General features: G+C 70.6%; 16 protein-coding genes. 12 read left to right on the top strand and 4 right to left on the bottom strand.

Translation table 11 applies throughout. The features are described 5' to 3' along the window. The first annotated feature begins 213 nt into the window (after positions 1-213). A complete protein-coding gene (locus tag ABZ865_RS40640) occupies positions 214-1122 on the top strand; it encodes a GntR family transcriptional regulator (RefSeq protein ID WP_361242150.1) in 909 nt (302 codons plus the stop codon). A gap of 21 nt (positions 1123-1143) precedes the next feature. Here the strand turns inward: ABZ865_RS40640 and ABZ865_RS40635 are convergent, their stop codons facing one another. Then, complete coding sequence (locus ABZ865_RS40635) at positions 1144-1332, bottom strand: hypothetical protein (protein WP_361242148.1); 189 nt, start codon at positions 1330-1332, stop codon at positions 1144-1146. A 130-nt stretch (positions 1333-1462) separates the two neighbouring features. Between ABZ865_RS40635 and ABZ865_RS40630 the strand changes: the two genes are divergently transcribed. Continuing rightward, the gene (locus ABZ865_RS40630; RefSeq protein WP_361242144.1) at positions 1463-2341 is read left to right on the top strand and encodes a GntR family transcriptional regulator; all 879 of its coding nucleotides are present in this window, start codon (positions 1463-1465) and stop codon (positions 2339-2341) included. Positions 2342-2412: 71 nt separating this feature from the next. After that, positions 2413-3084: an HAD family hydrolase gene (locus tag ABZ865_RS40625; protein WP_361242140.1), complete on the top strand. Its 672-nt coding sequence runs from the start codon at positions 2413-2415 to the stop codon at positions 3082-3084. A 142-nt stretch (positions 3085-3226) separates the two neighbouring features. Here ABZ865_RS40625 and ABZ865_RS40620 read toward each other — a convergent pair whose 3' ends face one another. Beyond that, on the bottom strand, positions 3227-3409 hold the full coding sequence (locus ABZ865_RS40620; protein ID WP_361242137.1) for a hypothetical protein: 183 nt from the start codon (positions 3407-3409) through the stop codon (positions 3227-3229). Positions 3410-3719: 310 nt separating this feature from the next. On the opposite strand from ABZ865_RS40620, the gene ABZ865_RS40615 reads away from it, so the two are divergent. The 6 genes from ABZ865_RS40615 to ABZ865_RS40590 all read left to right on the top strand — a co-directional run bounded on the left by ABZ865_RS40615 (position 3720) and on the right by ABZ865_RS40590 (position 10511). Further along, entirely contained in the window at positions 3720-4598 is an 879-nt protein-coding gene (locus ABZ865_RS40615) for a GntR family transcriptional regulator (protein WP_361242134.1), read from the top strand. A gap of 215 nt (positions 4599-4813) precedes the next feature. Next, entirely contained in the window at positions 4814-5644 is an 831-nt protein-coding gene (locus tag ABZ865_RS40610; protein ID WP_361242131.1) for a GntR family transcriptional regulator, read from the top strand. 97 nt (positions 5645-5741) lie between these two features. Next, the gene (locus tag ABZ865_RS40605; RefSeq protein ID WP_361242128.1) at positions 5742-6959 is read left to right on the top strand and encodes a phosphotransferase; all 1218 of its coding nucleotides are present in this window, start codon (positions 5742-5744) and stop codon (positions 6957-6959) included. Beyond that, complete coding sequence (locus tag ABZ865_RS40600) at positions 6917-7624, top strand: HAD family hydrolase (RefSeq protein ID WP_361242125.1); 708 nt, start codon at positions 6917-6919, stop codon at positions 7622-7624. The genes ABZ865_RS40605 and ABZ865_RS40600 overlap by 43 nt, the downstream gene beginning before the upstream one ends. Before the next feature lie 175 nt (positions 7625-7799). Continuing rightward, positions 7800-8432, top strand: a complete 633-nt coding sequence (locus ABZ865_RS40595; RefSeq protein ID WP_361242122.1) for a TetR family transcriptional regulator — start codon at positions 7800-7802, stop codon at positions 8430-8432. Between the two features lie 39 nt (positions 8433-8471). Then, positions 8472-10511, top strand: a complete 2040-nt coding sequence (locus tag ABZ865_RS40590) for an AAA family ATPase (RefSeq protein ID WP_361242120.1) — start codon at positions 8472-8474, stop codon at positions 10509-10511. Positions 10512-10558: 47 nt separating this feature from the next. Here the strand turns inward: ABZ865_RS40590 and ABZ865_RS40585 are convergent, their stop codons facing one another. Then, positions 10559-11401: a nitroreductase/quinone reductase family protein gene (locus tag ABZ865_RS40585; protein WP_361242117.1), complete on the bottom strand. Its 843-nt coding sequence runs from the start codon at positions 11399-11401 to the stop codon at positions 10559-10561. Positions 11402-11688: 287 nt separating this feature from the next. Here ABZ865_RS40585 and ABZ865_RS40580 point away from each other — a divergent pair, with 287 nt between their 5' ends. The 3 genes from ABZ865_RS40580 to ABZ865_RS40570 all read left to right on the top strand — a co-directional run bounded on the left by ABZ865_RS40580 (position 11689) and on the right by ABZ865_RS40570 (position 13399). Then, the gene (locus ABZ865_RS40580) at positions 11689-12267 is read left to right on the top strand and encodes a carboxymuconolactone decarboxylase family protein (protein ID WP_361242114.1); all 579 of its coding nucleotides are present in this window, start codon (positions 11689-11691) and stop codon (positions 12265-12267) included. Continuing rightward, positions 12264-13130 carry an RNA polymerase sigma-70 factor gene (locus tag ABZ865_RS40575; RefSeq protein ID WP_361242111.1) on the top strand — a complete coding sequence of 289 codons (867 nt, stop codon included), beginning with the start codon at positions 12264-12266 and terminating at the stop codon, positions 13128-13130. Before ABZ865_RS40580 ends, ABZ865_RS40575 begins: the two co-directional genes overlap by 4 nt. Positions 13131-13210: 80 nt before the next feature. Continuing rightward, positions 13211-13399: a TetR/AcrR family transcriptional regulator C-terminal domain-containing protein gene (locus ABZ865_RS40570; RefSeq protein WP_361242108.1), complete on the top strand. Its 189-nt coding sequence runs from the start codon at positions 13211-13213 to the stop codon at positions 13397-13399. 10 nt (positions 13400-13409) lie between these two features. Here ABZ865_RS40570 and ABZ865_RS40565 read toward each other — a convergent pair whose 3' ends face one another. Further along, positions 13410-14144 carry a helix-turn-helix domain-containing protein gene (locus ABZ865_RS40565; protein WP_361242105.1) on the bottom strand — a complete coding sequence of 245 codons (735 nt, stop codon included), beginning with the start codon at positions 14142-14144 and terminating at the stop codon, positions 13410-13412. Between the last annotated feature and the right edge of the window lie 285 nt (positions 14145-14429).

The following is a 14429-nucleotide window of genomic DNA, read 5'->3' as shown; positions in this document are numbered from 1 at the left end:
CTTCAGTTGTGGCTGTGCGCTTCGGTGGCCGTCCCCTGTCCGGGCTCCCGGCTCCCCTCCGGAAGGGAGCCCGGTCGGCCAACCACTGGGAAGCTCGACCATGTTGCTGCAAGTTGGCTACCAACTTCACTGTACTTATCTCCGCTTGGAAGCGACTCATAACCACCTTCCCCGTAACTGCCGGAAGATGGCGGGAAGTTGTAGTGTTTTCGTGTGGACCCGGAACACGCCCCCGTCAATGGGCAGGAGAGGTCACAGCGGTCACGCGCGTCACACCTTGAGGTGGCCGACGCCCTGCGCACCCGGATCACGTCCGGTGCGCTGCGGCCGGGCCAGCGCCTGCCGACCCAGGCCAGGCTGGCCGACGAGTTCGGTGTGGAGCGCGGGGCCGTACGGGAGGCGCTGCGCATCCTGCAGTCGGAGCGTCTGCTCGCCAACGTGTCCAAGGGCAGCCCTGCCACCGTGGCCGTGCAACCGGGCCTGGTCCGTCCGCCGGCCGGCCCCGCCGCGGTCCCGCAGCCCACGATGGTGGGCCTCGGGCCGCGCATCGCCGCGGCCTTCGCCGCTCCGCACGTCGAGATAGACGCCCTGTGCCTCACCTCGGTCTCGCTCACCCTGGCGATCGGTGAGCCGCTGCGGCAGATCCACGCGGGGCAGCTGAAACCGGCCAAGATCGACGTGCGGCTGCTGCTGCCGAGCCGGGACATCGACCTCGCCTTCCCGGCCCCGGTGGACGCGGCCGACGGCGGGCTGCTGCACCGGCGCTGGCTGGCCCAGCGCAACGCCCAGGGCCAGGTGCTGCGGCACAACCTGGAGGCGCTGCGCTCCACGCACGGCATCGACGTACGGGTCTCCTTCCGGGCGCTGCCGTTCACCCCGCCGGTCAAGCTGTACCTGCTCAACGGCGTGGAAGCGCTGTTCGCGTACTACACGCTCACCCGTCGCGAGCGGGAGATCGACCACGAGCACCTGCAGCTGTACGACGCCGAGGGCACCCGGTCGATGCTGTTCCCCTTCGAACAGGGCGCGGGGCTGCGCGACACCACCTTCGTCGAGCAGTCCCACCTGTGGTTCAACGCGCTGTGGGAGACGATCAGTTCGGAGCTGCTGCTCACGCCGTAGCGGCGAGGTCCCCGCGGCCGGTCACAGGACCGGGCCCGCGAGGAGCACCGCGAGCAGGACGGCGCCGGCGGAGCTGACCGCCGGGCTCTTGGCCTTGACGCCCACGGAGAGCAGGAGCAGGCCGACGATGCCGACGACGCCGAACCGGGACTGGACGAGCTGCTCGAAGCCGACGACGAAGAGTGCGCCCAGGAGTGCGAGGACGGGCATGATGGATCCCCCTTTCGGTCTGCCAACTCGACCAAGTTGGCAGCCAACTCTGATTAAGTTGTCCCCACTTGGACGCAACTCGCAAACAACTTCGGAACAACTCCCCGTAAGTGGGAGAGGGTTGTAGCGTTTGGTCGTGACCCAGGAGATCGTGGCTGTGAACGGCAGAAGGCTCACGCCCCAGGAGATCGCCGACATCCTGCGCGAGCGGATCCGCACCGGCGACCTCAGGGCGGGCGAGCGCCTGCCCACCCAGGCCGAGCTGGCCCAGCAGTTCGGCGTGGAGCGCGGCGCCGTGCGCCAGGCCCTGCGGGCACTCGCGGACGACGGCCTGCTCAGCAACGTCAGCAAGGGCAGCCCGCCGCGCATCGCCGAGCCGGCCCCCGCGCACGACGAGCCCCAGCCGACGATGGTGGCCCTCGGACCCCGGCTGACCCAGGCGTTCTCCGCGCCCCACGTCCGCGTCGACGCCGTGTGCCTGACCGCACAGAGCCTGATCCCCGCGATCGGCGAACCGCTGCGCCTGATCCACCAGGACCGCATCCGCCCCGACCAGATCGACGTCCGCATCCTGCTGCCGTCCCGGGACATCAACCTCGCCTTCCCCGTCTCGGTCGACGCACGCCGCGAGGACGACGACCCCGTCCACCAGCGCTGGCTGGCGATGCGCAACGCCCAGGGCCAGGTCCTGCAGTACAACCTCCAGGCGCTGCGCTCCACCCACGACATCGACGTGCACGTCTCTTTCCGGGCGCTGCCGTTCACGCCGCCGGTCAAGCTGTACCTGCTCAACGGGTCCGAGGCGCTGTACGCGTACTACATGATCAGCCGCCGCGAGGAGCCGACGGACAGCGGAACGCTGGAGATGTACGGCACCCTCGGCTCCGAATCCCTCCTGTTCTCCTTCGAGACGCGGGCCGGGCGACGGGACGCGGCGTTCGTGGAGCAGTCCCAGAAGTGGTTCGACGCCCTCTGGGAAACCATCACCACGGACATGACACTCTCCTAGTGACTTCAGAGACGACGAAGAGGGGACCGGCGGGGGCCGAGAGCGCCAACGCGAGCGAGAGTCTCCCGGAAGTGATCAGGCACGCCCGCGTGGTCCTCTGGGACTTCGACGGGCCGATCTGCCGGCTGTTCGCCCGGCACTCGGCGGAACGGGTGGCCGGCGAGCTGGTGGACTGGCTGGAGGGGCGGGGGCTGCACGGGCTGCTCAGTGCGGCGGAGCGGGAGTCCCTCGACCCCCATGTCGTCCTGCGCGCCGTCGACCGCCGCCACCCCGACAGCGACCTCGTGGCGGAGCTGGAGGAGCGGCTAACCCAGGAGGAGCTGCGGGCCGCGGGTTCCGCGATGCCCACCGCCTGGGCCGACCCTCTGATCCGCACCTGGACGGCGGTCGGCTCCCGGCTCGCCATCGCGACGAACAACTCGCCCCGCGTGGTCCGCGCCTATCTGGACGGCCGGGGCCTGACCGGCTGCTTCGCCCCGCACATCTACGGCCGCACCCAGGACCTGCGTCGCCTCAAGCCGGACCCGCACTGCCTCAACCGCGCCCTCAGCGCGATGGGCGCCGCCCCCACGGACGCCCTGATGATCGGCGACAATCCCTCGGACCACGCGGCCGCTGTCCGTGCCGGCGTCCCCTTCCTCGGGTACGCGCGCAACGAACGGATGGCAAAACGTTTACTCGAGGCCGGAGCCGGACAGGTCGTGTCCTCGCTGGAACCGCTCCTGCGGTCGCTCCGCGGCTAGGACCGGCCGATCCTCGCCTGTGTCAGTGGCCTGACGGACCAGGCAAATCCGCTTCTTCTCCGGTGATTGGACTGCCTGCCACACGCATCCCGTGTGGCAGGCGGTCCTGCACTGCGGGATCCGTGTGGCAGGTGATCCAACCTCACGCCTGGATCACCAACAGTACGAGGAGGAGGGCTCCGATGGTGGAGCAGGCCGCGTTCTGGGCCTTGATACCGGCTCCGAGAAGAAGAAGAGAGAGCACGCCCACGGCGCCGTAGCGTGCCTGGACCATGTGTTCGAACCCCATGCCGATCGCGGCGGACACCAGCTGATTGACGATCATGTCTCCCCCTGCCGTGGCACGCACCGCCCGAGCGAAGTCGTCCAATTGGACTGACGGTTGCAGTGAATTAGTGCCCTGGGTGTGTGATCGGTTAACCGGTCAGTGGGATGGACTGATGATTTGACTGGAAACTGGCATGCCGACCGGACTGGCGGACCGGTGGACCGGCGGCCGGCGGGGCGGCAGACGTCCCGAACCGCGCCGCTTTCAGGTCAGTTGGAGTCCAACTGTCGCCAAGTTCGATGAGCTTGGTCGACATCTCCGAACAGCAACGGAACAACTCCCGGTACATGGATCCAAGTTGTAGCGTTTGGTCGTGACCAAGGAGCATGTGCCACCGCACCGTGGCGAGCGTCGCTCGTTCCGGGAGATCGCCGAGGTCCTGCGGGAGCGGATCCGCGCCGGTGACCTGAAGGCGGGTGACCGCCTGCCCACGCAGGCCGAGCTCGCCGAGGAGTTCGGTGTGGAGCGGGGCGCGGTACGTCAGGCTCTGCGGTTGCTGCAGGTGGACGGGTTGCTGACCCATGTGACCAAGGGCAGCCCACCCCGCATCGCGGAGCTGTCCGCGCCGCCGGCCGAGCCCCAGCCGACGATGGTCGGGCTGTCGCCCCGGCTCAGGGAAGCGCTCGCGGCACGGCACGTCCGTATCGACGTCGCCTGTCACACGACCGAGACGCTGACGGCCGCTCTCGGTGAACCCCTTCGGCTGATCCACGACGGCCGCATCCGCCCCGACCGGATCGACGTCCGCATCCTGCTGCCGTCCCGGGACATCAACCTCGCCTTCCCGGTGCTCGTGGAGGGACGCAGCGTGGACGACCCGGTCCACCGGCGCTGGCTCGAGATGCGCAACGCCCAGGGGTACGTCATCCGGAACATCCTGCTGGCCCTGCACGCCACGCACGGCATCGACGTGAGCGTCACCTTCCGCGCGCTGCCGTTCACGCCCCCCATCAAGATGTACCTGCTCAACGGCGACGAAGTGCTGATCGGGTACTACATGCTGACCCGCCGGACCGAGACGTGGCACAGCCAGGACCTCGACATGTACGACGCGCTGGGCTCCCGGGCCCTCCTCTTCTCCTTCGAGAGGAGAGCGGGTGAGCGGGACGCCGCGTTCGTGGACCAGTCACAGAAGTGGTTCGACTCCCTCTGGGAGACCATCACCACCGATCTGACACTTTCCTAGACCGTGCCCGCCGGCCGATGACCTGTCTCTGCCTTCCAGCCAATCGGACCGGCGCGGTCGGTTTGGCGGATGCTCGCCGGTCTCCTTCCCTCGCCGACTGGTCCAATTGGCTTGTTTGCGGGGCCGAAAGTAGTGCACTCGTCAGACGCGGGCGCTAGGTTCGGTGTGTGGCTACCTCAGGACATGCGGAAGGCGGAGGACGGGCGTCCACGTTGGTGGAGTCCGTCCTCCGGGAGCAGTTGGCGAACGGGACCTACCGGCCTGGGCAGCTCCTGCCCACGCACCGCCAGCTGAAAGAGGAGTTCGGGGTCAGCCGGGACACGATCCAGCGGGTGCTGCGGAAGCTGTCGGACGAGGGCTGGGTGGAGTCGAGGCAGGGCAGCGGCGTGCGGGTGGTGAAGGTCCCGCCGATGGCGTCGGCCGGTCATCGCCCCAGGCGGCAGGCGACCGCATCGCTCGGTCCGTTGATCCATCACGCTTTCGAGCAGCCGGAAGTCGTCCTCGACACCTTCGCGTTGACGTCCGAGACCCTGTGGAACCATCTGAAGGTCCAGGCCGAGCGGGTGGTCGCCGGGGAGGTCGCACCGGAGCGGGTACGGCTGCGCATGCTGCTGCCCTCGGACCGGATCAGGCTGGCGTACCCCGCGGCCAAGGATCCCGACGACGACCGGGTCTGGCAGCGGTGGCGGGGCATGGCCCGCAGGCACGCCATCGAGATCAAAGGTGTGATGACACAACTGCGGGCCATCGGCGTGGACGCGGACGCGGAGATCCGCCGGGTCCCGATGACCCCCCAGTACAAGCTGTACGTGGTCAACGAAGAGGACCTCCTGTTCGGCCTGTACGAGGTGCTCGAGCGCACGATCATGCTGGAGGACGGATCCGCCCTGCAGGCGCTGGATGTGCTCGGTCTGGGCTCGGTGCTGTCGCACTACCGCCGGGAACCGGACGAGCCCGAGTCGCACGAAGGTCGTATCTTCGCCACCATGCAGGCCAGTTTCGAGTCATATTGGGAACGGCTGAGCGAGGACGAGGACGACATCTGACGCGCGCCCGTCGGACCGTCCGGGAGCGCGACACCGGCGGCGTCCACATGGCGACATGGTGTGAGAAACCGAGCTGTGCCCACTATTCTCTGCGCGCATGTCGCACCCTCTGCCCCGCAGAGCGCGCCGGTTTCTCGTGCGTGTCTTCGCGGAGGCGCGGCGCCGCAGCCCTGACGGGGATGTGGTTTCCGGCCACCACAACATCAACCGCATCGCACCCTTGCGGCAACCTCTGGCATTTCTCCTCGGCCAGCGGTCCGGGCGGCTGCTGGCGAAGTTCCGCACGCCCTTTCCCACGGTCGAAGTGGTGCCGCGCATCTGGCCCAGCGAGGCGCGGGTCCTGCGTGCGCTGGAGGGTCGCGTGAGCGGGGTCCCGCACTGCCTGGCCGACTTCGGCAAGTGGTCACTGCACCAGTACATCCACGGACAGGCGCTGGCCGACCTGGTGCCCGACGGCCCGATCGGCGGTGCGAGGCTCCTGGCCCTGGCCGAATTCTTCGCCGGGCTCGCCGACGTGCCGAGGGAGGTACTACCGGACCTTCCGCCCGACTGGCCGGGCCATACCGACAGCCGCGGCTTTCTGGAGTGGATCGCGCGGTTCGCCGCGGAGAAGGTGCACCAGGCCAATCTGCCGCGCTTCGGCCGGCTCTTCGAGGCGGTCGGCATTCCCGCTGATGCCATCGGCCGTTTCATGAGCGGGGTGCCCGACCTCACCCCGCGTCCGTTCGTGCTGCTGCACACGGACGTCCACCGGGCGAATGTGGTGGTGGTGCCGACGCCGCACGGTGAGCGGCTGTCCGTGATCGACTGGGAGCTGTGCCTGTTCGGCGACCCCTTGCACGACCTGGCCACGCATCTGGTGCGGATGAACTACGACAAGACCGAGCAGGAGCTGATGGTCGGCCTGTGGGCGGACGCCATGCGCCGTGCCGGTCGTGCGGATCTGTGCGCGGGCATGGAGACCGACCTGTCCGTCTACCTCGGCTTCGAATACGCCCAGTCGGTGTTTCCCGATGTCATGCGAGCCGCGCTGTTCCTTCCGGACCGGCCGGGCGACGGTGACCTCGCTCATGCGGCCGAGCGGATTCGCCGGGCTCTGCAGCGGGCGCGTGAGCCGCTTCGGCTCGTGGACGAAGGGTGGGACGAGAGGGCGGTCGTCGACGCTCTGCGTGAATGGGACGCGCAGGGGCGCGGCCTTCGGCCCGCACCGGCCGACGACAGGACGACCGGGGAGAAGGACGACCATCGGGCGGGCGAGGGAAGGGGGCCGGCGTGGCTGACGACGAGGGTGACGTTCAGGAGGCGCGGGGGCTGATCGAGGCGGCGCGCTGCGTACTGTTCGACTTCGACGGGCCGATCTGCCGGCTCTTCCCCGAGGGGACGTCCGCGCCCCTGGCGGACGAACTGCGCGTGCTGGCAGCGAAGTTCGGCGTGAGCGACGCACTCGGCCCCGTGGAGCGGGACAGCATCGATCCGCACGTGGTGCTGCGGGCGGTGCACGAGGCGGTGCACGACGGTGACGGGGAAGTGCTGGCGGTGATGGAGGAGCAGCTCACCGCAGGCGAACGAGCCGCCGCGCGGACGGCCTGGCCCACGCCGTACGCCGTGGACCTCGTCCATCGCCTGGCCGGCCTGGGGCACCGGCTGGCGATCGTCACCAACAACTCACCGCATGCCGCGCGCCTCTACTTGTCCCACGCCGGTCTGCTCGGCCACTTCGAGACGATCCAGGGCCGTACGGCCGATCCCGGCCTGATGAAGCCCGACCCAGACGTGGTGTTCCGCGCGCTGCGCACGCTCGCTGCCCCGGCCGGTGACGCGGTGCTGATCGGCGACAGCGGCCCGGACGTGCACGCGGCGCGCGCGGCGGGAACGGCGTTCGTCGGGTACGGACGCAACGAGCGCAAGATACGGGGCCTCCGGCAGGCGGGGGCCGGCGTCGTGATCAGCTCCTACCGCGAGCTGCTCCGAGGCGGCTGAGGGGGGCGGGCACGTGGTCGTCGTGTCGGCATCGACGGCTCGGCTGCGGGCGGTCGAGGTGAGTGGCGACGCGAGTGTCGTCGAGGGACCGCTGTTCGGCTGTCACCACGAGACCTGCGCGTCGCGTCATCACGCCGGGCGATGACGCCGGGGTGCGCTGCGTAGGCTCGGTGGCATGGGTACGGAGATGGGCCTGCGTGAGCGCAAGAAGCGGCGGATGTACCAGGACGTGTCGGACACCGCCGTGCGGCTGTTCCTGGAGAAGGGCTTCGACGCCGTGTCCGTGGCGGAGGTCGCCGCGGCCGCCGGGATCTCCAAGCCGACGCTCTTCCGGTACTTCCCGGCCAAGGAAGACCTGGTCCTGCACCGGATCGCGGACCACGAGACGGAGGCCGCGCGCGTGGTCGCCGGGGCGGCCGAGCCGCTGGAGGCGCTGCGCCGGAACTTCCTCGACGGGCTGGAGCGGTGCGATCCGGTCACCGGGCTGAACGACAATCCGCACGTGCTCGCCTTCCACCGGCTGCTGTACGGGACCCCCGCGCTGGTGGCGCGGGCGTACGCCCATGTGGAGCGGTCGGAGGCGGCGCTCGCCGAGGCCCTCGGCGGCGGTCTGGACGCCCGGCTGGCCGCCGGGCAGATCATCGCCGTCCAGCGGATCCTCGCGCTGGAGAACTGGCGGCGGATCGCGGCGGGGGAGGACGTGGAGGACGTACGGCCGGACGCGGTGGCGGCGGCCGAGCGGGCCTTCGGACGGCTGGCGGCGGGGCTGCCCGGGCTCGCGGGCCATGTGATTGATGAGACTCGGTAAAGAATTTAACTCGGTTACGTTTCTGGGTACGGTGGCGTCATGACGTCACTCCACCCCGCCCCCGAGGACATCCAGGCCACCCTCCACAGCGAACGCACCCATCACGACACCTGCCGCGCCGCACTCGCCGCCATGGTCGAGGGCGCCGCCGAGCAGGTCGTCATCGGCGAGGACGTCTCCGCCTCCGGCGCGGACGCCGAGGTCCTCGGCTACCAGCTGCGCAGCCAGGCCAAGGCACTGCGCGAACTGCCCCAGGGGCCGCTGTTCTTCGGCCGACTGGACTTCGCCGCCGGGGACCCCGAGCACGGCGGGCAGAACTACCACATCGGCCGGCTCCGGATCACCGAGCACCCGGCCGCCCCGCCCCTCGTCGTCGACTGGCGGGCCCCCGTCTCCCGCGCCTTCTACCAGGCGAGCGCGCGCGAACCACAGGGCGTCGAGATCCGCCGCCGCTTCGGCTGGGCGCCGGGCAGCCGGGGCGACTCCGGTGACCTCACCGGGTTCGAGGACGAGCGCCTGGGCCGGGGCGAGACACGGGCCAGCGACATCGTGGCGCGCGAGATCGAGCGGCCCCGCGTCGGACCGATGCGGGACATCGCCGCCACCATCCAGCCCGAGCAGGACGACCTCGTCCGGGCCGGCCTCACCGCCTCCGTCTGCGTCCAGGGCGCCCCCGGCACGGGCAAGACGGCCGTCGGCCTGCACCGCGCCGCCTACCTGCTCTACACCCACCCCAAGCGGATCCAGCGCGCCGGACTGCTGATCCTCGGCCCCAACCGCACCTTCCTCACCTACATCGCCGAGGTGCTGCCCTCCCTCGGCGAGACCGGGGTCCGGCAGGCCACCCTCCAGGACGAGATCGCCCGCCACCCGGCCACCGGCACCGACCCCGCCCCCACGGCCGCCCTCAAGCACGACCCCCGCATGGCCGAGGTGCTGCGCCGGGCGTTGTACGCGCGCGTGTCCGCCGAGGGGGTCACCGACCTCGCCGTACGGGACGGCTCCTACTGGCTGCGGGTCACCGCCGGGCAGCTGGCCGGCATCGTCGACGAGGTGCGCGCGGAGGAACCGCCGTACGCGATCGGGCGGGAACGGGTCCGTGCCCGGGTGGTGCGCCTGCTGCTGGAACAGGTGGAGCGGCGCTCGGGGCCGCCGCCGAACGCCTGGCTGCGCCGGGTCGAGCGGATGCGGCCGCTGACCGCCCGGCTCGACGTGGTGTGGCCGAAGGTCCGGCCCGAGGAGATCCTCGCCGGACTGCTGACCGACGGCGAGGTGCTGGCGCGGGCCGCCGACGGCCTGCTGGACCCCGCCGAGCAGGCGGCGCTGCTCTGGGCGCGCCCGCCGCGTTCGTTCAAGTCCGCCCGCTGGTCCACCGCCGACCTGGTCCTGCTGGACGAGCTGTCCGGGCTGATCGAACACCCCGAGGGGTACGGCCACATCGTCGTGGACGAGGCGCAGGACCTCTCCCCGATGGAGTGCCGGGCCATCGCCCGCCGGGCCGCCTTCGGCTCGCTGACCGTGCTCGGCGACCTCGCCCAGGGCACCACCCCCTGGGCGGCCCGCGACTGGGCCGTCCAGCTGCGTCACCTCGGCAAGCCGGACGCGGCCGTGGTGCCGCTGACCACCGGGTTCCGGGTGCCGGCGGCGGTCGCCGAGCTGGCCAACCGGCTGCTCGGCCGGCTCGACGTCGCCGTGCCCGCCGTCCGGTCCCTGCGGACGGACGGCGAGCTGACCGTACGGCCGACCGACGACGTGCCCGCCACCACCGTGACCGCCGTACGGGAGGCGCTGACCCACGAGGGATCGGTCGGCGTCGTCGCGGCGGACGCCGACACGACCCGCGTCCGCGACGCCCTCGCTCGGGCCGGCATCGCCACGGCCGGACCGGACGACCTGGGCGCCCGGGTGGCCGTGGTGCCCGCGAGCCTGGTCAAGGGCCTGGAGTACGACCATGTCGTCGCCGTCGAACCGGCCGCCGTCCTGGAAGCGGAGGCACGCGGAGCACACCGCCTGTACGTGGTGCTCACCCGCGCGGTCTCCCGCCTGGACGTCGTCCACACCAGGCCCCTGCCCTTCTGACCCGGCCGAGGACCCAGCCGAGACCCTCCAGCCCGCGTCAGCCTGCGTCAGCCCGCGTCGAGCACGGGCACCAACTGCTGTTCCTCGTACGTCAGATGGGCCTCCAGCTCGGTGGTCAGGCGGTCCACCTCGGTGCGGGCGGCGGCCGGGTCGGGATGCTCGCCCGAGACCGCCCGGCGCAGCTCCTCCACCAAGGCCGCGACGCGTCCGTGTTCCTCGCGCAGCCGCTCCAGAGTGGGCGCGAGGCGCGGATGGCGGGCGGCGAGGAAGGGGAAGAGGGCGGTGTCCTCGCCGGTGTGGTGGTTGTGGAGCCCCTGGCACAGGGTGAGGCAGTTGACGCGGAGCTGGGCGCCGAGGGTGGAGCTGTTGCCGGCCGCCATCTCCTTCCGGATCAGGGCGAGTTCCCGTCGGAAGACGTCATGGACCAGGCGGATCGCCTCGCCGGGGGAGTCGGCGGCGATGTGCGGCGGGCCGCCCTGGGCGATCTGGTGCAGGGCGACCACGGGAATCACCCGGCCCGCCCTGTCCTGGTACGCCTGCCAGCCCGGGTCGCTCTCCACCGCCCGCGCGAACGCCCGGTCCCGTTCCGCGCCGGTCAGCACCTCCGCGCGGGCGCGGTAAGTGAACACCCCGCTCTCCACGGTCACTTCGGGGTGGGCGAGGAGATTGCGGTACCAGTCGGGGTGGCGGGGCGAGCCCCCGGCCGAGGCGATCACGAGGACCCGGTCGCCGCCGTCGGGGAGGTAGCCGACGGGGGTGGTGTGCGGGGTGCCGGTGCGGGCGCCGGTGGTGGTGAGCAGGAGCAGGCGCGCGCCTTCGAACATGCCGCTCAGGCGGCCGTGCTGGGCGCGGAACTCGTCGATGATCTTCTGGTTGAAGTCGTTGGGCACTCTGTCTTCTCTCTCTGCGGCTGGTCGTTGCTGCTGTCTGCACGCAGAGAAAGCGGCGGGCTCCTCGCCCGCGCGAACCTCATTCAGAGACCGGGCACCCAACTCGCTCACGGCCCAAGGCCGACCCGGCAGTCATGCCGGCAACGCTAGCGACCTCTCCCGGTCGGCGCACCGCCTTTTCGTTCCGGCCGGGATGTCACAGGCGCGAGTCCGGCGGTGTCTTCATGGCGAACACGCGGTCGTGAGCAGTCGTAAGCGGCCGTACGAAGTCGTATGAGGAGGACATCATGGCGCTACGCATTCCGAAGGCCGAGCTTCCCGCCGAGCTGAAGGAGAGCCTGGTCAAGCAGATCGGTGCCGTGCCCGAGCCGGACGAGGTGCTGTGGCACAACCCCAAGGTCGCCGAGGCCAACCGGGAGTACGCGGGCAAGGTCGGTACGTGGGACGCGGCCGACGCGAGTCTGAAGACGTTCGCGCACATGGCCGTCGCGGCGCGGATCGGGTGCAGTTGGTGCCTCGACATCAACTACTTCCTGGCCCAGAACCAGAACCTGGACCTGGCCAAGGCGAGCCAGGTGCCGCGCTGGCGTGAGTCGGACGTGTTCACGCCGCTGGAGCGGGACGTCCTCGAGTACGCCGAGGCCATGACGCACACGCCGCCGACCGTCACCGACGAGCTGTACGGGGGTCTGCTCGACCGGCTCGGCCCGGCGGCGATGGTCGAGCTCACCGTGTTCATCGGCTTCGCCAACTTCGCGTCCCGGTGCAACGTCGCGCAGGGAATCACGTCACAGGGCTTCTCCGACGCCTGCGAGATCCCGCTGGCGGGGCGTCCCGAGACCCCCGGCGCGGCGCCGACGGCATGACCGAGGACCCCTTCGTCACCCACCGCAGCCTGCTCTTCACCGTCTCCTACGAGATGCTCGGCTCGGCGGCCGACGCGGAGGACGTGCTGCAGGAGTCCTGGCTGCGCTGGGCCGGCGTCGACCACGCGCGGGTCCGGGACCCGCGGGCGTACCTCGTCCGGCTGGTCACCCGCCAGTCGCTCAACCGGCTGCGCACGCTGTCGCGCAGCCGCGAGCAGTACGTGGGCGAGTGGCTTCCGGAACCCCTGCTGACCAGCCCTGATGTCGCCGAGGACGTCGAACTCGCGGAGAGCGTCTCGATGGCGATGCTGACGGTGCTGGAGACGCTCGGCCCGACGGAGCGTGCGGTGTTCGTGCTCCGCGAGGTCTTCGAGCTGCCGTACGGCGAGATCGCCGAGGCCGTCGGCAAGTCCGCGGCCGCGGTACGGCAGATCGCGCGGCGGGCACGCGAGCACGTGGCGGCCCGGCGGCCCCGGGTACGGGTGAGCCGGTCGGAGCAGCAGGCCGTGGTGGAACGGTTCCTGTCCGCCCTGCGCACGGGGCGGTTGGGGGAGCTGATGGAGATCATGGCCCCGGACGTGGTCATGATCGCGGACGGTGGCGGGCTCGTGGCCGCCGCGCTGACTCCGGTCCGCGGGGCCGACCTGGTGGCGCCCCTGCTCGCCCGCGCGAACCGCGTGGTGGACGCGTTCGAGACCACGGCCGTCTGGCTCAACGGCGCGCCCGCGGGCCGGCTCGACTTCGACGGCGAGCCCTCCGCGGTGAGCCTCGTGGTGGAGAACGGCCGGATCACCCGGATCTACGTCGTGCGCAACCCGAGGAAACTGACCCGCCTGGACGAACCCGCCGAACTGGCGAGGTGAACCCGCTGCGGGGCCGGTAGGGGAGAGCCCGTACCGGCCCCGGAGACGTCGCGCTACTGCCCGGCGCCCTCGGCCAGGGTGTGTGCCACGAGGGCGTTGGTACTGGCGAGGAACTGGACGGTACAGGGGCCGCCAACCACTTCGCCGGCCTGCTGCTGTGGATCCCGGTGAACAGGGCGATGTTCACCGGCTCGCCCCAGCACACCGAGGCCGACCTCGACCACTACGCCGCGGCCGGTGTCGGCGCCTTCCTCGCCGCCTACCGCTGACCGGTGCGGCTCAGGCGGTGCTGTCCGAGGTCGTCTCGGGTTTCGCGTAGAGGACGTCGCGGGCCTGCTCCGCGGCGCGGGCGATGCTCTCGCCGACGAAGTCGACGAAGCGGGCGATGTTCTCGAGGCGGACGGCGGCCGGGGTGCCGGAGCCGAGGACGCCCACGCCCTGCCGTGCGACCTCGGCGAGCTGGGCGTTGGACCGGGCGCTGCGGATCATCGACTGGTACCAGAGCTCGTTGTCGACGACGTAGCGCTCGCGGCGGCGTTCGTCGCGTTCCCGGCGGACGAGTTCCAGGCCCTCCAGGAACGCGATCGCCTTGGAGACGGACGCCGGGCTGACCTGGAGGCGCTGGGCGAGTTCGGACGCGGTGAGGCTGCCCGCGTCGGTGGTGTAGAGGCAGGCCAGCACCCGGGCCATCATCTTGGGCAGGCCCGACTGCATGAGGAGGGTCGTGAACGTCTCCTCGTACTCGCGCACCGCCTCGGGGTCGCGTCCGTGGGGCTGCGGGAGCGCCTCCGGCCCCCGGGGCGCCGCCTGCTTGCGCCGGTGGGCGCGGCGTTCGGTGGCGCGGTGGGCCAGGTCGGCGCGGTAGGCGGTGGGGCCACCGTTGCGCATGACCTCGCGCGTGATCGTCGAGGTGGGGCGGTCGAGACGCCGGGCGATCTCCGCGTAGGCGAGGCCGTCGGCCAGCCCCAGCGCGATCTGCTGGCGTTCCTGCTGGGTGAGTCTGCCTCCCGGCATCGCGGTCTCCTTGGTGGTCCTTCGCGGCCCTTCATGGCGCTCCTGGTGTCTCCAGCATAGCGTTCACGCTCAATTCATTGCAACGATCTAGGGGAGGTTGTTGCATTAGCCTGCAAGGGCATTGCAACGATTTCTCGGCATCTGCCTGCAGTGATAGGAGTAACGCGCAACGAATCCGTTGCCGGAACTATGAATGCAACGTAGCGTTTCCGTCATCAGAAACAACGGATCGAAGGAGCGCACGATGCAGAAGTTCGACACCCCCGCCCCCGTCACCGCCGTCCT

The sequence above is a fragment of the Streptomyces sp. NPDC047085 genome (assembly GCF_040643735.1).
Taxonomy (GTDB): domain Bacteria; phylum Actinomycetota; class Actinomycetes; order Streptomycetales; family Streptomycetaceae; genus Streptomyces.
The sequence above is the reverse complement of the archived record's forward strand: the minus strand, read 5'-3'. Positions and strand labels throughout refer to the sequence as shown.

Bases quoted from the DNA above. Each gene is read 5' to 3' on its own strand.
- ABZ865_RS40580 (WP_361242114.1), top strand. From the start codon at position 11,689: ATGGCGCTACGCATTCCGAAGGCCGAGCTTCCCGCCGAGCTGAAGGAG.
- ABZ865_RS40575 (WP_361242111.1), top strand. From the start codon at position 12,264: ATGACCGAGGACCCCTTCGTCACCCACCGCAGCCTGCTCTTCACCGTC.
- ABZ865_RS40605 (WP_361242128.1), top strand. From the start codon at position 5,742: ATGTCGCACCCTCTGCCCCGCAGAGCGCGCCGGTTTCTCGTGCGTGTC.
- ABZ865_RS40635 (WP_361242148.1), bottom strand. From the start codon at position 1,332: ATGCCCGTCCTCGCACTCCTGGGCGCACTCTTCGTCGTCGGCTTCGAG.
- ABZ865_RS40565 (WP_361242105.1), bottom strand. From the start codon at position 14,144: ATGCCGGGAGGCAGACTCACCCAGCAGGAACGCCAGCAGATCGCGCTG.
- ABZ865_RS40590 (WP_361242120.1), top strand. From the start codon at position 8,472: ATGACGTCACTCCACCCCGCCCCCGAGGACATCCAGGCCACCCTCCAC.
- ABZ865_RS40620 (WP_361242137.1), bottom strand. From the start codon at position 3,409: ATGATCGTCAATCAGCTGGTGTCCGCCGCGATCGGCATGGGGTTCGAA.
- ABZ865_RS40595 (WP_361242122.1), top strand. From the start codon at position 7,800: ATGGGTACGGAGATGGGCCTGCGTGAGCGCAAGAAGCGGCGGATGTAC.